Consider the following 17,437-nt stretch of genomic DNA (forward strand, 5'->3'; position numbering starts at 1 on the left):
GATGGATGAAGATGAAAGTGATGCCGATGTCACCGCCACCTTGTCTGCTTTCAGTATTAGCTCAATGACTGGCATCCCCCGCGAGACTGTCCGGCGGAAGCTCCGGATCCTCGTGGACCGCGGTCTGATCACCCCTGGACCGGGTTCGGCCTTCAGCCTCACACTCGCCCGTGAGGAGATCAGCGAATTCGTTCGCCGGGCCCAACCCCTGGAAACGTCCTATGACTGGGAGGCCCTCCAGTGACCCCAAACTCGCCTTCTGGCGCCGAAATAATCCACCTGACGTTGCGTCAAGATCTGGGAGCCCTGGATCATCCCTCGCCGGCGGCGCCCTATTTCTTCGGCTCTGGCGTGCTCAGTGACGATGGTGAACATCGGGTGGTCGAGTACTGCCTGCTCGACACCTTCGCCACCATCGCGCTGAAGTTCCGCGCCGAGTGGACTGCCGGCTGGGTCGGAACGCGGAGCCGCTGGCAGCCCGGGTCCGAGGCCCTGGCCGGCCTGTTGATGCTGCGCCTGGCCATCGCCCGCCAAACGGTGGTGATCGCCAGCCGGGAGGCCGACGAGTCACGCCTGCCTGTGGGCGCCCTCGAAGAAGCGCGACGGGTCATGGTGGGAAAGGAGTTCTATGACGACCGCCAGATTCGGCGTCATGCGCCTGGCGCCTGCGCCCGCATGGCCGTCGTCCACGCCGAAGCCATAGAAAGTGAATTCACAGCCTTCCTGGTGGCCGCGCGGCTCCATGAGCTCTGGACCATCCGGGAGGCCACCCTGCGGGCGCCGCCGGAACTGGACGCGTCAGCCGAGATCGTCGCCTTTCCCCTGGAAGAAAGCCGCAGCTTCGATCCCCGATCTGGCGGCGGCGATATTCGTCGCAGCCCCCTCTTCACCCGCCTTCTCGACCCCTTTGGACTCACAGGCGCGCCAGCCCCGGAAGGGCGCCCCCAATGAGCCAGCCTGGAGACATCCTCCGCGCCGTGGTGGGCCCGCTGGGCTATCCGATCACCCGCGACACCCTGCCGCCGCCGGACACGGCCCGGTGGAACGCCCGGCGAAAGGCGGAGCTGCTTCTCGCCATTCGGGCGGAGTTGATCACCCTGCGCGAGGCCGTCAGCCTCTACAGGCTGTCGGCTGAGGAAATCGCCGGCTGGCTGGCCCTGTTTGAACGTCATGGTCTGGACGGCCTGAAGACCACAAGAGCCCAGACCTATCGCCAAGGCCGGACGCGGCCGCGTCTCCCCCCGACTCATGGCCGCGCCCAGCCCGTGGAGATCTCCGCCCGCTAGAGCCCAGGCGACGAGCGAAAGGCTTCTCCGCTCATCTCGCCTTAGGCGGGGGTCTCCACGACCTGCACCTGACTGATCCCGGCGTGCGCCAGCACGTCGATGAGTTCAGCGAGCGTCGCCTCGACCTCCGCCGGGTCGCGACCGCGGATGACCAGGTTCGAACCAAAGCCTTCGGGACCATAAAAAGGATAGCTCCCCAGGGACAGGGCCGGATGGGCCTTGGCCAGGCCCTCCAGGGGGGCTGCGATCGCGCCTTCGCCCGATCCCTCCACCCGCAGGGTGCGCGAAACCACCACCGCCCCGCCCTTCAGCCTTGGCCCCACATCCTGCAGCATGCCGCGCATGATCTGCGGCACGCCGGCCAGGACGAAGACATTGCCGATCATGAAGCCGGGCGGGCCCTGGACGGGATTGTTCACCAGCTCCCCGCCCACCGGCACCCGGGCCATCCGCCGGCGCGCGGCATTGATCTCTCCGCCCCAGCGGGCGGTCATCATGGCCAGGATGTCGGGATGCTCATAGAGCGCGACGCCGAAGGCCGCGGCCACCGCATCGGCGGTGATATCGTCGTGGGTCGGGCCGATGCCGCCGGTGGTGATCACATAATTGTAGCGCGCGCGCAGGGCGTTCAGCGCCGCAACGATCTCCCCCAGATCATCGGAAACGGTGCGCGCCTCGGCCAGCTCCACCCCGTGGGCGCCGAGATATTTGGCGATGTCGCCGAGATTGGTGTCCCGGGTGCGGCCCGACAGAATCTCATCGCCGATGATCAGGACTGCGGCGGTCACGCGGCCCTGGGTGAAGGGGTCGACGGCGCCGTCCGCCGGAGTGTCTGCGGTGCTGTCCATCGTTGCGATCCTCGCCTAAACCCTGCCCTAACCTCAGACCCTACGGACTAGCGCGCCCCATGGATTTCCCGCAACCGCTCAAGCGCGGTCAGCTCGTGCAACGCTACAAGCGCTTCCTGGCCGACATCGTGCTTGAGGACGGCAGCGAGATCACCGCCCACTGCCCCAATCCCGGCGCCATGCTGGGCCTGAACATGCCGGGGCTACCGGTCTGGGTCTCCCGCTCGCCGGACCCCAAGCGCAAGCTCGCCCATACCCTGGAACTGGTGGAGATCGATGGCGGCCTGGTGGGGATCAACACCATGCATCCCAACCGCCTCGTGGCCGAAGCCCTGGCGGCGGACGCCATCCCCGAACTCACCGGCTACGCCACCCACCGCCGCGAAGTGAAGTACGGCCAGGCCAGCCGGGTCGATTTCCTGCTGGAGGCGCCCGACCGGCCCCGTTGCTGGCTGGAGATCAAGAACTGCCATCTGCGGCGCACAGGAACCCTGGCGGAGTTTCCAGACTGCGTGGCGGCCCGGTCGACCAAACACCTGCGCGAGCTGGAAGCCATGGTCGCCGAGGGGGACCGCGCCGTGGCGCTGTTCGTCGTCCAGCGTACCGATTGTGACGCTTTTTCCGCCTGTCACGACCTCGATCCCGCCTTCGCCCGCGGGCTGGAGGCGGCGGCTGACGCCGGCGTCGAGGTGCTCGTCTATGGATGTGACCTCACCCCCGAACAGGTAAGGATCGCGCGCGCCATGACCTGGAGACGGTAGGCGAGATGGAGCAGGTCTGACGCCTACCGCCCCCGGGTCAGGGCGCGGTATTCGACCAGCCGTTCCTTGTCGCGCCGCACCTGGTCACCAATAGTGTTGTCCACGTCGAGGGAGGCGAAGCGGACCCAGCCGTCCAGGCCGAGCTTGTCCTTCACCGCCGCCGTGGGAGTCTGCCACTTGGCGTAGGACAGCCAGGACACAATCACCCCCAGGACCAACGCCACAGCCTGCAGGCCGCGGAAACCAGCTGGGTTCACTTCCGGCGCCGGCCAGAAGGCGAAGACCACCAGCCAGATGATCAGCACCAGCGGCGTCGTGAACCGGCCGACCCAGCGCATCCAGTAGCGTTCCCGCCGCACCCGCCACAACTCCATCTGGGCGTACTTTTCCAGATACTCCATGCGGGCGCCGATCCACATGACCAGCCGCGTCAGGAACAGGGCGCGCTGCCCCCAGCCCTTGCCGTCCATCTGGAACTGGGTCTCGGCCTGGTCCGACATGGCCCGGGCGTTGGTGAACAGGTTCTGCAACTCCCGCGTCCGCTGGACGATCTCGCGGGAGAGCTCATAGGAGTCGTTTTCCAGCCGGAACCGGTACTGGATGAACAGTATGGCCGAGACGCCATAGAAGGCGCCCAGGGTGACCAGCATGCCCAGCACCGCCAGACCAAGCCCCTGAGCCTGATCGCCGGTCCAACGCGGGAACAGGGTCGGCCCCAGGATCGCCAGGGCCGAAAATCCGACCAGGGCCAGCGCCTGAGTCAGACGCTTGATCCCCACATGCACGAGAAGCGCGCCGAACACCCGGCGGCCATAGCCGTGCACGCGGCCGCGGATGTCGGCGTCGACGGGAAAACGCTCCTCGATCTGCCGGGTGAAAAGGACGTGAAAGCGGTCGGGCTTGTTCTCGGTTTCCCAGAACGGAAAGATGTCCAGAGCCTGGTTGAAATACTGATCGATATTGGCGGAAATGACCTGGATCGCCTCAGGATCCATGGTGAAATAGTCGCTCTCCTGGATCGGACGCAGAATGCCGTCGCGAGCGGCGACTGGCTCTGGCCGCGTGGGCGGTGTGGGCGGCGGCGTCATGCGATTGGGAATGTCGGCCGCCCCCGGAGGCGGGGCGGGCTGGGCGGCGAATAGGGTCGGGTTCGGAGCGCCGGCGGCGCGCGTCTGGTCATCATCGGACATGGCGGACGCTTTGACCCCCTTGAGCTGCACGGCGAAGCTTAGGATGCAGACACAGTTCGGACGACGGCGTTCTCTCCCAAGGCGAAGCCGCCCGGCTGATATCGCCGTTAACCTTGGCCTGCGGCAAGTCAGTTTCGAAGACTCTCAGCCGCCGCCAGAGCGCCCGCCGCCGCCGCACCGCGGCCTCGCCGGGTAGCGGCAGACGTTGAAGTTTTATGCTAGGATTGCGACATAGCCTTCAATCAGACGTTTCGCCTGCGCCGCCGCAGTGGCTGGCTGACCGCAGACGAACCGGGAGTTTCGCACCGCCATGAGCACCACCGACGTCCTCGAAGCCGAGTATCGCGACGGCCAGATTCGCACCCATGGGCCTGAGGGCTTTGAGGGCATGCGCAAGGCCGGCCGGTTGGCGGCGGAGTGCCTGGACATGCTGACCCCCCATGTGGTCCCGGGCGTCGTCACCGACGATCTCGACCGCATGGCCCGGGAGTTCATCCTCGACCACGGCGCCCTGCCCGCCTGCCTGTTCTACCGCGGCTATTCGAAGACGGTCTGCATCTCGGTCAATCACGTGGTCTGCCACGGCATTCCCGGTGAGCGCGTGCTGCGCGAGGGCGACATCGCCAATATCGACGTCACCTGCATTGTGGATGGCTGGCACGGCGACCACAGCCGGATGTACGGGGTCGGCCCCGTCTCGGCCCGATCAAAGCGGCTGGTGGAGGTGACCTATGAGTCCATCGCCCGCGGTATCGCCGCGGTGAAGCCCGGCGCCACAACCGGCGATATCGGCCACGCCATCCAGTCCTATGTGGAGTCCATGCGCTGCTCCGTGGTCCGCGACTTCTGCGGCCACGGCCTGGGCAAGGTGTTCCACGACGCCCCTAACATCCTTCACTTCGGCCAGCCCGGCCAGGGCGAGGTGCTGAAGGCGGGCATGTTCTTCACCATCGAACCCATGGTGAACCTGGGCAAGCCGGCGGTGAAGGTCCTGGCCGACGGCTGGACCGCCGTCACCCGGGACAAGTCCCTGTCGGCCCAGTGCGAGCACTCCATCGGCGTGACCGAGGACGGAGCGGAGATCTTCACAGCCTCCCCGGCCGGCCTCTTCCAGCCGCCGATCGAAACGGCCTGAGGCGCTTTAGCCCGAACGCTGACGTCTGGCGTCGAAGGACGCCCTCTGGGCTGAGCGCAGAGGCCCTTCGCCGGCGGTCATGACGGCAGGCTGTGCGCGCACCCCGCCGCCGCCGCTGGTTCAGGCCCTGGAAGCGGCGAACAGGCGGCGGGCGCCGATTGCTAGCGACGGCCCCGCCCACCGAGGCGGCTCAGGGCGTCTGGATAGCGCCGTGACAGGGGCGCCGCGCCCTCGCCGAGCTCGATCTGGAAGTCGCCGGAGCCTTCCGGAACCAGCCCGGTGACCGCCGCGGCATTGACCAGCCACGAGCGGTGGGTGCGGACGAAGCCCGCCGGTCCCAGTTCTTGCTCCAAGGCCGACAGGGCGCTGCGCATCAGCGGACGGCGGCCGTCGCGCAGGTGAAACTCGACATAGTTCCCCGCCGCGCTGATCGCCAAGACATCGGCGAGTTCCACGCGCACCAGCCGGGATCCATCGCGGATGTCGAACAGCGCGGCCGGGGCGTCGTCCGCCGCCGGTCGCGGGGCGGCCAGGAGACCGGCGAAGAGGTAGGCGCCCACACACAGCCCATAGGCGATGACGTCCTTCCCCGCTTCGAACGGAAAGGCGCCCAAGGTGGCCCAGGGGTCATAGGGCTGGCTCACCGCGGCGAACAGGACCAGCCGGAACAGGATGAAAAGGCCCACATGGGCGGCGGAGAAGGCCAGCGCCGCCGCCATATGGGAAAGCCCCTGCGCCCACCACGGCCCGTTTCGGGTTGCGCGCAGGATCGTCCAGGGCAGCCAGGCCAGCAGCGCGATCGACAGCCAGCTTGAGCCCTCATAGATGAGCTGTTCGCCCAGCCGGCCGCGCCCGTGCTGAGTGAATCCCACGACGTTCAGCAGGCAGACCGCGGCGGCCACCACCAGGATCACCGCCCAGCCGATCACCAGCTCCCTGTGGCCCTCAAGCCGCGACCGCAGGCCGCTGCGCCATTCGTCCCTGCTAGTGCGCCGCTTATCCCGGGAGGCTTTCTCCACCGGCGCGCCCTGCTGATGAGGAGGCTCATTCGCCTGAGAGGGAGACTGCGCCATGAGCGATCCGAGCCCGCGCCGATACGATCTGGACTGGATCCGCATCGGCGCCTTTTTCCTGCTGATCCTCTACCACGTGGGCATGTTCTACGTGCCCTGGGACTGGCATGTGAAGAGCCCGCAGCCGGTCGCCTGGCTCGAGCCGGTGATGCTGCTGACCAATCCCTGGCGGCTGTCGCTGCTGTTCCTGGTCTCAGGGGCCGCGACCCGGTTCATGGCCGACAAGCTGGCCGCCGGCGCCCTGGCCGGCCAGCGCACCGCCCGGCTGCTGCCGCCCCTGGTGTTTGGCATGCTGATCATCGTGCCGCCCCAGTCCTATTACGAGATCGTCGAGCAACTGGGATTCAGCGAGGGCTACCTCGCCTTTTACGGCCGCTATCTGACGGCCTCGGGCGGCTGGTGTGACGCGGGAGGCTGCCTGATCACGCCCACCTGGAACCACCTTTGGTTCGTCGCCTATCTCCTGGTCTATACGCTGGCCCTGGCGGCGCTGATCGCCTGGGCGAAGCCTGCCCTGCGTCGCCTGGAACAGGGTCTCGCCCGTCTGCCGGCCTGGGCCCTGCTGGTCTGCCCGATCATCGTCCTGGGTCTGGCGCGCGCGGTGCTGCTGCCGCGGTTTGGGATCACCCACGCCCTGGTGGACGACTGGTACAACCACGTCCTGTCCTTCAGCCTGTTTCTGTTCGGCTATCTGACCGCCAAGTCAGACGACGTCCGGCGCCGCCTGATCAGCCTGCGCTGGCCAGCCCTGGCAGTGGCTCTGGTCGCCTATGGCCTGTTCAGCCTCTATGCCTGGACCTGGCGCGAGGCTGTAGCTGAGCCCGCCCCCGGCCTCGTCCTGGCCATGCGGTTCGTCTATGCGGTCGACCAGTGGGGCGCCATCGTCGCCATCCTTGGCTTTGGCGCCCGACACCTGAACCGTCCGCACCCGGCGCTGGCCTATCTGACCCTGGCGGTCTTCCCCTACTACATCGTCCACCAGAGCGTGATCGTCGTCGCCGGCCACCACCTGGCGCAGTCGGGTTTGCCCCAGGGCCTTGAGGCGGGATTGCTGATTGGCGTGACGGTCGCCGCCTGCGGCCTCACCTACGAGGTCGTTCGACGGCTCGGCTGGCTGCGGCCGCTGTTTGGCCTGAAGTCCGAACAGCACAGCGCGCGGGGGCGCGAACAGGCCTTGCCAATTCAGAACGGATGAGGAACATTTCGGCCCATGACCGACGCTGCCGGCCTCTCTGAAGATCTGTCCCGCCAGGCCGACCTATGGGCCGCCGCCAGCGTCAGGCCGCATCATCTGGGTCATCGGGAGCGGTTGCGCGACCGGGCGTTGAGGGGCGGGATCGAGGCCCTGCCCGACTATGAGCTGCTGGAGATGCATCTCTTCCGCTCCATCCCCCGGGGGGACGTCAAGCCGCTGGCCAAGGCGCTGCTGACCAGGTTCGGCTCCCTGGCCGGCGTGCTGGGCGCCACCGTGGCCGAGCTGCGAACCGTGAAAGGGGTAGGCGAGGCCGTGGCCCTGGACCTGAAGCTGCTCCACCACACCGCGTTGCGCATCGGCCGCGAGCAAGTGGCCCGGCGCACCGTGATCACCTCGTGGGCGCAGCTGCTGGACTATGTGAAGGTCGCCCTGGCCCATGAGGCCCGCGAGCAGTTCCGGGTGCTGTTCCTGGACAAGAAGAACCAGCTGATCGCCGACGAGGTGCAGAACCACGGCACGGTGGACCATGCCCCGGTCTATCCCCGGGAGGTGATGCGCCGGGCGCTGGAGCTGTCAGCCAGCGCCATCATCCTGGTGCACAACCACCCCTCCGGCGATCCGACGCCGTCGACCACCGATGTGGATATGACCCGTCAGGTGATCGAGGCGGGCCGCGCCCTGCGCATTACCGTCCATGACCACCTGGTGGTGGGCCGCGACGGCGTGGCGAGCTTCAAGGCCCTGGGTCTGATGTGAGGCCTGAGAGGCCCGTTGGGCGCGGAACGAACCGCGCCCTGGCATGGGTCGTCTACTGGCGCGCCTTGCGGGCGGCGTAGCGACGGTCGCGGGCTTCTTTCTGCTCGGCCTTGGTCAGGGCCTTGCGGGCCTTGCGTTCGCCGCGCTTGGCGTCGAGAGCTTCGGCGGCGACGGCTTCTTCCGCGAGGCGGGCGGCCTCTTCGGCTTCGGCGGCGGCCTGCTTCTTGGCGTCCTTGGCCGCCTGGCGCTCCTGGCGCACGCGCTCCAGTTCGGCTTCGCGCAGGGCCGCGCGTTCAGCAAACTGCGGGTCGGACACGGCCGCCTTGGGCTTCATCTTGGCCAGCAGGGCCTTCTTGGCCTCCGCGGCGGTCTTCAGGCGTTCAGAGAAACCCGTGCGTTCGTCTTGGTTCATGTGGAGCTTTCATCGTGTTGCGCCGCCTCAGCGGCTTCGGAGGGCGTATCGGTCGTCTCAGGTGGGTGAAAGGTGGCCGCGCAGATGGCCTGCAGGTGGCGACGCACCGAATAGGTGGCCAAGAGCGCGTCAACCGCACGACAGCCTTCAATCTTCAGGCGGCTCTTGAGTTGGGCGAGGTCAGCGACCTCCCCGGAGCGGGCGAGAAAATAAGCGCGTTCAAGGGTCGACATGGTCATCCTCTCAAGTTCGGCAGGACTGCGGTTCCAAGGAAAAGCCTCTAGAGCCGGGTCGGTCGTGCATAGGCGTCTGCACCCCCAATGCGGGAGTACGCGGTCAAAAATTGCTGGCGAGGATCGAAAAAGGCTCGGGCTCGATCCTAGGGACAAGCGTGGAGAGCGACCGAACCAATGCAACAGTTCGCCACCCTAGCACCAATGGCCGACAAAGGCCAGCGCACGGCAGTCTAGTCTCTATTGCGCGGGGGGTCGAACATGGGTGGCTGGCGAAGGGACGTTTTCTATTCGACAGATCATGCCAGCGCCGCCGGCCAAGGCCTCGTCGCCCGAGAGACGGCTGAGCGTCCCCTCATCTGTCCCCTTGGCCCACCATTGCCGGCCGCCGCCCACATAGCGCGCGCCGCTGGCCGAGCGGGCGAGCGTCATGAAATGGGTCTCTCCCCGATAGGTGAGCATGATGCTGTCTTCGGACCGGTAGACCACCTGCAGGCGCTCGCCATTCTCACATCGATAGGTCTGAGCTTCCGAGCTGATATCCAGCCGGTCGCCCAGGGGCTTGGCGGCCGGCGCAGCGACCAGCTTTTTCGCCGGGGCTGGCGATCCGGCCGCGGCCCGTGGCTCAGGCGCTGGCTCACAGCCCCCCACAGTGAGGATGGCCAAGCCAATCAGGCTCGCGCAGCGCAGGGGAAAGGGGGCCTTGAGCGTCATGGGACAGCAACTCCAGCCCCCAGGCTAACCCTTCCGCCGCGCCGGTCAAAACCCCTTGGCCGACTGCGGCCTAGGCATTGGCGGCAGCCTCCCAGACCAGGAAGTCTTCATCCGCCAGCAGCCGCGCCACATAGGCTCCAGCCGTCCCGTCGTCGCCGTAGTCCGACAGGTCCTGGCCATAGGTTCGCAGGCGGGTGGCCACTGGTGTGAAGAAGGCGTCGGCGATGGACCATGGGCCGGCGAGAAAGGGGCCGCCATACTGGTCCAGCATCTGGCGCCACAACCGGACCAGTTTGCGAATGTCCTCCTGGGTGGCTGGGGAGAGCGCCCGAACCTCTGGCGGCTGGTCCAGGGCCATCGGGCACTCCCCGCGCAGTGAGGCGAATCCCGAGTGCATCTGGGCGCTCGCAGCGCGGGCCTGGCCCCGGGCGCGCGGGTCGTCGGGCCACAGCCTGGCGGCGGGATACCTTTCCGCCAGATATTCGCAGATCGCCAGGGAGTCCCAGATCGTCAGATCCCCGTCTTTCAGAACGGGCGCCAGACCCGAGGGGGCATAGGGCGCAAGGTCGGCTTGGGTGGCCTCGCCCCGGCGAAGCTCGATCTCGGTTTCCGTGAAGGCCGCCCCTGTCTTTCGCAAGGCCAGCCACGGTCGCAGCGACCAGGTCGACCAGCGCCGGGTGCCGATAATCAGCTCCATCTGAACCTCCTAGAAATCTGGGTATCGCACTTGCCCAACGCCCGCAGAGCCTGTCTAGAGTGACTTAACGATAAGAAGCCGTCCGCCCAGGAGACAACGTCCCATGACAGACACCACCGCCCCAGGGGCGCCAAACCCTGACGCCGCTGCGGCGCAACCTGAGGGCATCCAGCCCCTGGCCAAGCCGGCTCGGACCTACGCCCTAAGCCTGCTGCTTGGCATCTACACGATCAACTTCCTTGATCGGCAGGTGGTGAACATCCTGGCCGAGCCGATCAAGCTGGAGCTCGGCCTCGCCGACTGGCAGCTCGGCCTGATGAGCGGTCTGGCTTTCGCCCTCTTCTATACCGTGCTGGGCATCCCGATCGCTCGGCTGGCGGAACGGGGTAATCGCCCCCTAATCATCGGCACCGCCGTGGCGGTCTGGAGCGGCTTCACCGCCCTTTGCGGCGTGGCCCAGAACTTTGCTCAGCTGATCCTCTTCCGGATCGGCGTGGGTGTCGGCGAGGCGGGCTGCACGCCGCCGGCCCACTCCCTGATCAGCGACTATGTCCCCAAGGAAAACCGATCCACGGCGCTGGCCTTCTATTCCATGGGCACCCCCATCGGCGGCCTCGCGGGTCTGATTCTGGGGGGGCTTATCGCTGACGCCTATGGCTGGCGCACGGCCTTCTTCGTGGCCGGCGTTCCGGGGATTCTGTTCGCCATCCTGGCCATCTTCACCCTGCCGGAGCCCCGCAAGGAACTCGCCCGCCGGGCCGTGAAAATCCAAGCCAACTCGGCGACCTTCCCCGAGACGATGAAGTTCCTGAAGGGTCGCAAGACCTTCTGGTACATCTCGTTCGCCGCGGCGATCAAAGCCTTCATCGGCTACGGCCATGCCCCCTTCACCGCGTCCTTCTTCCTGCGGAACTATCCCGAACAGGTTCAGTCCCTGGCCTCCACGGTCGGCGCCACCGTGGGATACAATCTGCAGTCCATCGGCTTCCTCGGCCTGGCCCTGGGTCTGATGTCGGGCACCGCCGGCGCTCTGGGTTCCTGGCTCGGCGGCTTTGTGGCCGACAAGTTTGCGGCGCGCGACCTGCGCGCCCAGATGATCGCCCCGGCGCTGGCCTCGCTGATCACCATCCCCATCTTCATCGGCGCCATGACCATCGGCAACGTCCCGCTCGCGCTGCTGCTCCTGACGGTGAACGGCCTCCTGGGGACCATCTGGTACGGCCCGGTCTATGGCACGGCCCAGTCGATCGTCCCGCCGCACATGCGGGCCACCACCTCGGCCATTCTGCTGTTCATCATCAACCTCATCGGCCTTGGCCTGGGTCCCCTCGCCGTGGGCCTGCTCAGCGACTATTTCGCCGTTGGGATGGGCATGGGATCGGGCGATGGGGTGCGTTGGGCGCTCATCGTCTCGGCCAGCTTCGGCCTGGTGGCCTTCTACTGCTTCTGGCGCGCCACCCAGACCATCCGCGAAGATCACGTCGGCTGATCGCCGCCGCCCGGCGCCCCGCAAGGGGCGTCGGGCGGGCCTCGCAGATACGCTCTCGACCGCCGAAGACTGATCCCTTCGGCTTGACAGGCAGGCGCCTTGACCCCCATCAGCGCGGGGCTGAAGGAGCCCCGCATGATCCCCCGTTACGCCCGCGCCGACGCCGCCGACATCTGGTCCCCCCAGACGCGGTTCTCGATCATGTTCGAGATCGAGGCGCACGCGGCCGACGCCATGGCCGAGCTGGGGGTCATCCCCAAGGAAGCCGCGGAGACCATCTGGGCCAAGGGCCGCGACGTGGTCTGGGACGCCGAGCGCATCGACGCCATCGAGCGCGAGGTGAAGCATGACGTCATCGCCTTCCTGACCCATGTCACCGAGGTGGTCGGGCCTGAAGCGCGCTTCCTGCACCAGGGCATGACCTCCTCGGACGTCAATGACACCGCGCTGGCCGTCCAGCTCAGCCGGGCCACCGACCTGCTGATCGAGGATGTGGATCTGGTCCTGGCGGCCCTGAAGAAGCGGGCCTTTGAGCACCGTATGACTCCCTGCGTCGGCCGCAGCCACGCCATCCACGCCGAGCCCACCACCTTTGGTCTGAAGCTTGCCGGCCACTATGCGGAGTTCCAGCGCGCCAAGGAGCGCCTGGCCATGGCGAAGTTCGAGATCGCCACCTGCGCCATCTCCGGCGCCGTCGGCACCTTCGCCAATGTCTCGCCACAGGTCGAAGCCCATGTGGCGCAAAAAATGGGTCTGGCCGTGGAGCCGGTCTCCACCCAGGTCATCCCGCGCGACCGCCACGCGGCCTATTTCTGCGCCCTCGCCGTGGTCGCCTCGTCCATCGAGCGCCTGGCCGTCGAGATCCGTCACCTGCAGCGCACCGAGGTGCTCGAGGCTGAGGAAGCCTTCGATGTGGGCCAAAAGGGCTCCAGCGCCATGCCCCACAAGCGCAACCCGATCCTGACGGAGAATCTCACCGGCCTCGCCCGCCTGATCCGTTCGGCCGCCGTCCCGGCCCTGGAAAATGTCGCCCTGTGGCACGAGCGCGACATCAGCCACTCCTCGGTCGAGCGCGGTATCGCGCCGGACGCCACCATCCACATGGACTTCGCCCTGCGCCGCCTGGCCGGGGTCATGGAGCGGCTGGTGGTCTATCCCGAGAACATGGCCAAGAACCTCGACCGCCTGGGCGGCCTGGTCCACTCCCAGCGGGTGCTGCTGGCCCTGACGCAGAAGGGGTCCTCGCGGGAGGGCGGCTATGCGGCGGTCCAGCGCAACGCCATGAAGGTCTGGCGCGGCGAGGGCAATTTCCTGGACTTCCTCAAGGCCGATCCCGAGATCACCCTGGCCGACGAGGAGCTCGAGGCCCTGTTCGACCTCGGCTACCACTTCAAGCATGTGGACACGGTCTTCGCCCGGGTGTTCGGCGAGCAGGCCTAGGGCGCTCTCAGGCCTGGGCCTGAGCGGGCGCGTCTCTTTCGCCGCCCGCCGGCGGCTCCTGGTCCTTTGACCGCCCTAGCCTATCCGCCAGTCGGAAGACGAAGGGGTTGGCCAGGATCGAGATCAGGGCTCCGGCCAGGACCAGGTCGTGGGTCTCCCGGGCCATGAGGCCTGCTGACACCCCGACTCCGGCCAGGATGAAGGAGAATTCGCCGATCTGGGCGAGGCTGGCGGCGATCATCAGGCTGGAGCGTTTTTCCAGCCTGAACAGGCTGGTGATGGCGAGCGCCGCGGCGGACTTGCCGACCACGACGATCAGCACCACAGCGATCAGGGCGAGCGGTCGCTCGACGATCACGGCGGGATCAAAAAGCATGCCCACCGAGACAAAGAACAGCACGGCGAAGGCGTCCCGCAGGGGCAATGACCGCTCCGCCGCGTTCTGGCCAAGCGGCGAGCTGCTCAGCACCACGCCGGCCACAAAGGCTCCAAGGGCGAAGGACGCGCCAAACACCGCATAGGCCAGATAGGCGATGCCGAGCGCGATGGACAGCACGCCCAGGGTGAAGAGTTCGCGAGACCTGGTGTGGGCGATCCGCACCAGCAGCCAGGGCAGGGCCCGCGATCCGACGATCATCATGAAGGCGATGAAGATGGCGATCTGCAGCAGGGTCGAGCCGATACTCAACGCCACCTCACCGGCCGAGGCGGCGGCCTGACTGACCGCCATCAACGGCACCAGCACCAGGGCGATGACCATCACCAGGTCCTCGACGATCAGCCAGCCCACGGCGGTCTGACCGGCCTCGGTCTTGAGCGCCTTTCGCTCCTCGATGGCACGCAACAGCACGACCGTCGAGGCCACCGACAGGGTCAGGCCAAAGAGCGCCGCCTCCCCGTCGCCAAAGCCCATCAGCCGCCCTGCCCCCCATCCCAGGACCGTGGCGACGGCGATCTGCACCAGGGCGCCCGGCACCGCCACCTTGCGCACCTTCAGAAGGTCGGCCGGCGAAAAGTGCAGGCCAACCCCGAACATCAGCAGGATCACCCCAATCTCAGCCAGTTGCCCGGCGAGGGACACATCGGCCACCCAACCGGGGGTGAACGGCCCCACCGCCACGCCGGCCAGCAGATAGCCCACCAGCGGCGAGAGCTTCAGCCGGTTGGCCAGCATGCCGAACACGAAGGCCAGGACGAAGCCGGCCACCAGGGTCAGGATCAGGGAGTCGTCGTGGGGCATCGCATCTCCGAACGCGGCGCGCGGTCGGACCAGCATACGCGCAGCCCGTCGCCGTCCGCGATGTCGGCAGGTGCTCTACGGGTAACCGATCTGCGCGCCCGTCGCCACTGAGCGCGGCGTAGGCCTTGGCGCCTCACGAACAAGCGTCAGGCGGCCGCGCCCTATGGGAGCGCCACCGCCGGCCTGCCGGGACGGATAGAATGGGACGGGAGCGGCCTCAGCCGCCGAAGCCGACCTACTGGCCGCCGCGAACCTGTTCGCGAGCCTGGGCCATGAACTCGTCCATCTTCATGCGGACTTCGCCCTCGGAGACCTGGACGCCAGAGCCTTTTAGGTCTTCGAAGACCTTGCGCAGCACGTCTTCCTCGCCCGGCTGCTCCAGATCGGAGCGAACCACGGCTTGGGCATAGGTCGCCACGCTGTCCTCGGCCAGGCCCATCAGGCCAGCCGCCCATTCGCCCAGCATGCGGTTGCGCCGCGCGCTGGCCTTGAATTCCTGTTCCTGATCGAGCGCGAACTTCTTTTCGAAGCCCCTCTCACGATCGTCAAACGTGGTCATGCGTTCCCCGATAAGCGACACATCGCAGGGTGCATACCTCCCGGCGGGCGGCCCCGCAATCGAAACAGACGACTTGCCTGACGTTCGCAATCGGCCACCGGGGGGGGCTTACAAAAGGACGCAAGCGCAAGGTTTGCGCACGGCGCGCCCTTCCGCTAATTTCCGCCCGCCTCATGTCGAACGAGAGGCCGAGTCGGAACCGCGCGTGGAGACCGCTGCGCGCGTTTTTTCATTTCCGATGGCGGCAAGCCCTCGTTCTGGGAGAAGGCGTTGCAAATGACCCGCCGCAAAAAGATTTACGAGGGCAAGGCCAAGATCCTCTACGAGGGTCCGGAACCTGGCACCTTGATCCAGTACTTCAAGGACGACACCACCGCCTTCGACGCGACCAAGAAGGCCGTGCTGGAGGGCAAGGGCGTCATCAACAACCGCATCAGCGAGTTCGTGATGACCCGTCTGAACTCCATCGGGGTGCAGAACCACTTCATCAAGCGGCTGAACCTGCGCGAGCAGCTGATCCGTGAGGTGGAGATCATTCCGCTGGAGGTGGTGTGCCGCAACATCGCCGCGGGCTCGCTCTCCACCCGGCTTGGCCTGCCGGAAGGCCAGGCCCTGCCCCGCTCGATCATTGAGTTCTTCCTGAAGGACGACAAGCTCCACGACCCGATGGTCACCGAGGAGCACATCACCGCCTTCAACTGGGCCTCGACCCAGGAGATCGACGACATCATGGCGCTCACCCTGCGGGTCAATGACTACCTTACCGGCATGTTCGGCGCGGTCGGCATCACCCTGGTGGACTTCAAGATCGAGTTCGGCCGCGTCTGGGAGAACGACTTTGGCCGGGTCATCCTGGCCGATGAGATCAGCCCGGATTCCTGCCGCCTGTGGGACTCGACCACCAATGAGAAGCTCGACAAGGACCGGTTCCGCCGCGACCTGGGCGATGTGATCGAGAGCTACACCGAGGTGGCGCGCCGCCTGGGCATCATGAAAGAGATGCCCACCGTAATCCAAGGAGGACTGCACTAGTGAAGGCCAAGGTTCACGTCTTCCTCAAGCCCGGCGTCCTGGACGTGCAGGGCAAGGCCGTCGAACAGGCCCTCCACGGCCTGGGCTGGTCGGGCGTCGAGGGCGTCCGCGTCGGCAAGACCATCGAATTCGACCTGGCGGCCGACGATCGCGCCGCCGCCGAGGCCGAGGTCAAGGCCATGTGCGACAAGCTGCTGGCCAATACGGTCATCGAAAGCTACCGGGTCGAACTGGCGTGAAATTGTGGGGCGTCCTGGCGTCCGGGCTGGTGGCCCTTGGCCTTTCGGCCTGCGCGCCTGCGGCTCCCAGTTCGGGAGCGCCCTTCACGCTGGACTGCGCCGCGGGGTATGAGGCGATCCGCGCCGGCATCCTCGCTCGCCCCGGCGTCAAGCCCGCGCCAGACGCGCCCGGAGAGCCCTACGAGATCTTCAACGAAGAGACCGGTCGGGCTTCCTATATATTCACCAGGCCCGAGGCGCCGGCCCACCCGGCGGTGTTTATCCAGACCGCGACCCGGCGGGATGGGGCTCGAGTGATGCAGCACGAAGGCTGCGCCCTGGGTGATCCCGCCGCCTATGACGAACTTCTCGACTATTGGGAGTCGATCGCCGCCGCCCGGTGACGACACGCCGCCCGGCCCCCAGGCCGACTCAACTTTGGAACGACCAGGTTCGAACGCGACATGAAAGCCGCCGTCATCGTCTTCCCCGGCTCCAACTGCGACCGCGACTGCAAGGTCGCCGTGGAGCGCTCCACCGGCGCCCAGGTCGAGATGGTCTGGCACGGGGACACCGCCCTGCCCGGCGGGCTGGACCTGATTGTCCTGCCGGGGGGCTTTTCCTATGGGGACTATCTGCGCTGCGGCGCCATGGCCGCCCTCTCGCCAGTGATGGCCGAGGTCAAGGCCGCCGCTGAGCGCGGCGTGGCGACGGTGGGCATCTGCAATGGCTTTCAGGTGCTCTGCGAGGCGGGTCTGCTGCCCGGCGCCCTGCTGCAGAACGAGCGGCTGAAATATGTCTGCAAGCCCGTGGCCCTGGAGGTCACCAACGCCCAGACACGCTTCACCTCAGGCTATGGCGGCCGCCGCGAGGTGGTGATGACCGTGGGCAATGGGGAGGGCAACTATTTCGCCGACGAAGCCACCCTGGACCGGCTGGAGGGCGAGGGTCAGGTGGTGTTCCGCTACCGCGACAATCCCAATGGTTCGGCCCGGGACATCGCCGGCATCGTCAATCCCAAGGGCAATGTGTTGGGCATGATGCCCCACCCTGACCGGGCGTTTGAGGCCGAACTCGGCTCGGCCGACGGCGCCATCCTGTTCCAGAGCGCGCTGGCCAGCGCCTGAGCTGAGCGGCGTTTCAACGACCCGTTACGGCG

Annotated in this window: 22 protein-coding genes; 13 read left to right on the forward strand and 9 right to left on the reverse strand. The window is 66.9% G+C overall.

Annotated elements, in window-relative coordinates; translation table 11 throughout:
• The 3 genes from Q7V15_RS05385 to Q7V15_RS05395 all read left to right on the forward strand — a co-directional run.
• On the forward strand, positions 1-244 hold a 244-nt coding region (locus Q7V15_RS05385; protein WP_304754406.1), incomplete at its 5' end, for a hypothetical protein.
• Between the two features lie 41 nt (positions 245-285).
• Positions 286-951 (forward strand): hypothetical protein, encoded by a 666-nt coding sequence (locus tag Q7V15_RS05390; protein WP_304754407.1) that lies wholly within the window; start codon positions 286-288, stop codon positions 949-951.
• Positions 948-1,286: a DUF1153 domain-containing protein gene (locus Q7V15_RS05395; RefSeq protein ID WP_304754409.1), complete on the forward strand. Its 339-nt coding sequence runs from the start codon at positions 948-950 to the stop codon at positions 1,284-1,286. The genes Q7V15_RS05390 and Q7V15_RS05395 overlap by 4 nt, the downstream gene beginning before the upstream one ends.
• A gap of 41 nt (positions 1,287-1,327) precedes the next feature.
• Here the strand turns inward: Q7V15_RS05395 and Q7V15_RS05400 are convergent, their stop codons facing one another.
• Positions 1,328-2,134, reverse strand: coding sequence for a competence/damage-inducible protein A (locus Q7V15_RS05400; protein WP_304754410.1), 807 nt, complete (start codon positions 2,132-2,134; stop codon positions 1,328-1,330).
• Between the two features lie 59 nt (positions 2,135-2,193).
• Here Q7V15_RS05400 and sfsA point away from each other — a divergent pair, with 59 nt between their 5' ends.
• A complete protein-coding gene (sfsA, locus tag Q7V15_RS05405) occupies positions 2,194-2,895 on the forward strand; it encodes a DNA/RNA nuclease SfsA (RefSeq protein WP_304754412.1) in 702 nt (233 codons plus the stop codon).
• A 23-nt stretch (positions 2,896-2,918) separates the two neighbouring features.
• Here the strand turns inward: sfsA and Q7V15_RS05410 are convergent, their stop codons facing one another.
• Positions 2,919-4,085 (reverse strand): hypothetical protein, encoded by a 1,167-nt coding sequence (locus tag Q7V15_RS05410; RefSeq protein WP_304754414.1) that lies wholly within the window; start codon positions 4,083-4,085, stop codon positions 2,919-2,921.
• Positions 4,086-4,395: 310 nt separating this feature from the next.
• Between Q7V15_RS05410 and map the strand changes: the two genes are divergently transcribed.
• On the forward strand, positions 4,396-5,220 hold the full coding sequence (gene map, locus Q7V15_RS05415; RefSeq protein WP_304754416.1) for a type I methionyl aminopeptidase: 825 nt from the start codon (positions 4,396-4,398) through the stop codon (positions 5,218-5,220).
• A gap of 161 nt (positions 5,221-5,381) precedes the next feature.
• Here map and Q7V15_RS05420 read toward each other — a convergent pair whose 3' ends face one another.
• Positions 5,382-6,149, reverse strand: a complete 768-nt coding sequence (locus Q7V15_RS05420) for a LytTR family DNA-binding domain-containing protein (RefSeq protein WP_304754417.1) — start codon at positions 6,147-6,149, stop codon at positions 5,382-5,384.
• 142 nt (positions 6,150-6,291) lie between these two features.
• On the opposite strand from Q7V15_RS05420, the gene Q7V15_RS05425 reads away from it, so the two are divergent.
• Positions 6,292-7,488, forward strand: a complete 1,197-nt coding sequence (locus Q7V15_RS05425) for an acyltransferase family protein (protein WP_304754418.1) — start codon at positions 6,292-6,294, stop codon at positions 7,486-7,488.
• A 15-nt stretch (positions 7,489-7,503) separates the two neighbouring features.
• The gene (gene radC / locus Q7V15_RS05430; protein WP_304754419.1) at positions 7,504-8,244 is read left to right on the forward strand and encodes a DNA repair protein RadC; all 741 of its coding nucleotides are present in this window, start codon (positions 7,504-7,506) and stop codon (positions 8,242-8,244) included.
• A 52-nt stretch (positions 8,245-8,296) separates the two neighbouring features.
• Here radC and Q7V15_RS05435 read toward each other — a convergent pair whose 3' ends face one another.
• The 4 genes from Q7V15_RS05435 to Q7V15_RS05450 form a co-directional block, all read right to left on the reverse strand.
• Entirely contained in the window at positions 8,297-8,656 is a 360-nt protein-coding gene (locus Q7V15_RS05435) for a DUF6481 family protein (RefSeq protein ID WP_304754420.1), read from the reverse strand.
• Positions 8,653-8,889, reverse strand: coding sequence for a hypothetical protein (locus tag Q7V15_RS05440; RefSeq protein WP_304754421.1), 237 nt, complete (start codon positions 8,887-8,889; stop codon positions 8,653-8,655). Before Q7V15_RS05440 ends, Q7V15_RS05435 begins: the two co-directional genes overlap by 4 nt.
• A 240-nt stretch (positions 8,890-9,129) precedes the next feature.
• Entirely contained in the window at positions 9,130-9,603 is a 474-nt protein-coding gene (locus Q7V15_RS05445) for an MliC family protein (RefSeq protein WP_304754422.1), read from the reverse strand.
• A gap of 70 nt (positions 9,604-9,673) precedes the next feature.
• Positions 9,674-10,300 (reverse strand): glutathione S-transferase family protein, encoded by a 627-nt coding sequence (locus Q7V15_RS05450; protein WP_304754423.1) that lies wholly within the window; start codon positions 10,298-10,300, stop codon positions 9,674-9,676.
• 103 nt (positions 10,301-10,403) lie between these two features.
• On the opposite strand from Q7V15_RS05450, the gene Q7V15_RS05455 reads away from it, so the two are divergent.
• Positions 10,404-11,789, forward strand: a complete 1,386-nt coding sequence (locus tag Q7V15_RS05455; RefSeq protein ID WP_304754424.1) for an MFS transporter — start codon at positions 10,404-10,406, stop codon at positions 11,787-11,789.
• 135 nt (positions 11,790-11,924) lie between these two features.
• Positions 11,925-13,229, forward strand: coding sequence for an adenylosuccinate lyase (purB, locus tag Q7V15_RS05460; protein WP_304754425.1), 1,305 nt, complete (start codon positions 11,925-11,927; stop codon positions 13,227-13,229).
• Between the two features lie 7 nt (positions 13,230-13,236).
• Here the strand turns inward: purB and Q7V15_RS05465 are convergent, their stop codons facing one another.
• Together Q7V15_RS05465 and Q7V15_RS05470 are read right to left on the reverse strand one after the other, a co-directional pair.
• Positions 13,237-14,469 carry a cation:proton antiporter gene (locus Q7V15_RS05465; RefSeq protein ID WP_304754426.1) on the reverse strand — a complete coding sequence of 411 codons (1,233 nt, stop codon included), beginning with the start codon at positions 14,467-14,469 and terminating at the stop codon, positions 13,237-13,239.
• A gap of 235 nt (positions 14,470-14,704) precedes the next feature.
• Positions 14,705-15,028 carry a DUF1476 domain-containing protein gene (locus Q7V15_RS05470; RefSeq protein ID WP_304754427.1) on the reverse strand — a complete coding sequence of 108 codons (324 nt, stop codon included), beginning with the start codon at positions 15,026-15,028 and terminating at the stop codon, positions 14,705-14,707.
• Positions 15,029-15,304: 276 nt separating this feature from the next.
• Here Q7V15_RS05470 and purC point away from each other — a divergent pair, with 276 nt between their 5' ends.
• From purC to purQ, 4 genes are read left to right on the forward strand one after another with little or no spacing between them, the layout of a single operon-like run.
• Positions 15,305-16,060: a phosphoribosylaminoimidazolesuccinocarboxamide synthase gene (gene purC / locus Q7V15_RS05475; protein WP_293318231.1), complete on the forward strand. Its 756-nt coding sequence runs from the start codon at positions 15,305-15,307 to the stop codon at positions 16,058-16,060.
• Positions 16,060-16,299 carry a phosphoribosylformylglycinamidine synthase subunit PurS gene (gene purS, locus Q7V15_RS05480; RefSeq protein WP_304754428.1) on the forward strand — a complete coding sequence of 80 codons (240 nt, stop codon included), beginning with the start codon at positions 16,060-16,062 and terminating at the stop codon, positions 16,297-16,299. Before purC ends, purS begins: the two co-directional genes overlap by 1 nt.
• Positions 16,296-16,682 carry a hypothetical protein gene (locus Q7V15_RS05485; RefSeq protein ID WP_304754429.1) on the forward strand — a complete coding sequence of 129 codons (387 nt, stop codon included), beginning with the start codon at positions 16,296-16,298 and terminating at the stop codon, positions 16,680-16,682. The genes purS and Q7V15_RS05485 overlap by 4 nt, the downstream gene beginning before the upstream one ends.
• Positions 16,683-16,742: 60 nt before the next feature.
• On the forward strand, positions 16,743-17,405 hold the full coding sequence (gene purQ / locus Q7V15_RS05490) for a phosphoribosylformylglycinamidine synthase subunit PurQ (RefSeq protein ID WP_304754430.1): 663 nt from the start codon (positions 16,743-16,745) through the stop codon (positions 17,403-17,405).
• Positions 17,406-17,437 lie beyond the last annotated feature (32 nt).

The sequence above is a fragment of the Phenylobacterium sp. genome, from assembly GCF_030651755.1.
Classification (GTDB): Bacteria; Pseudomonadota; Alphaproteobacteria; order Caulobacterales; family Caulobacteraceae; genus Phenylobacterium.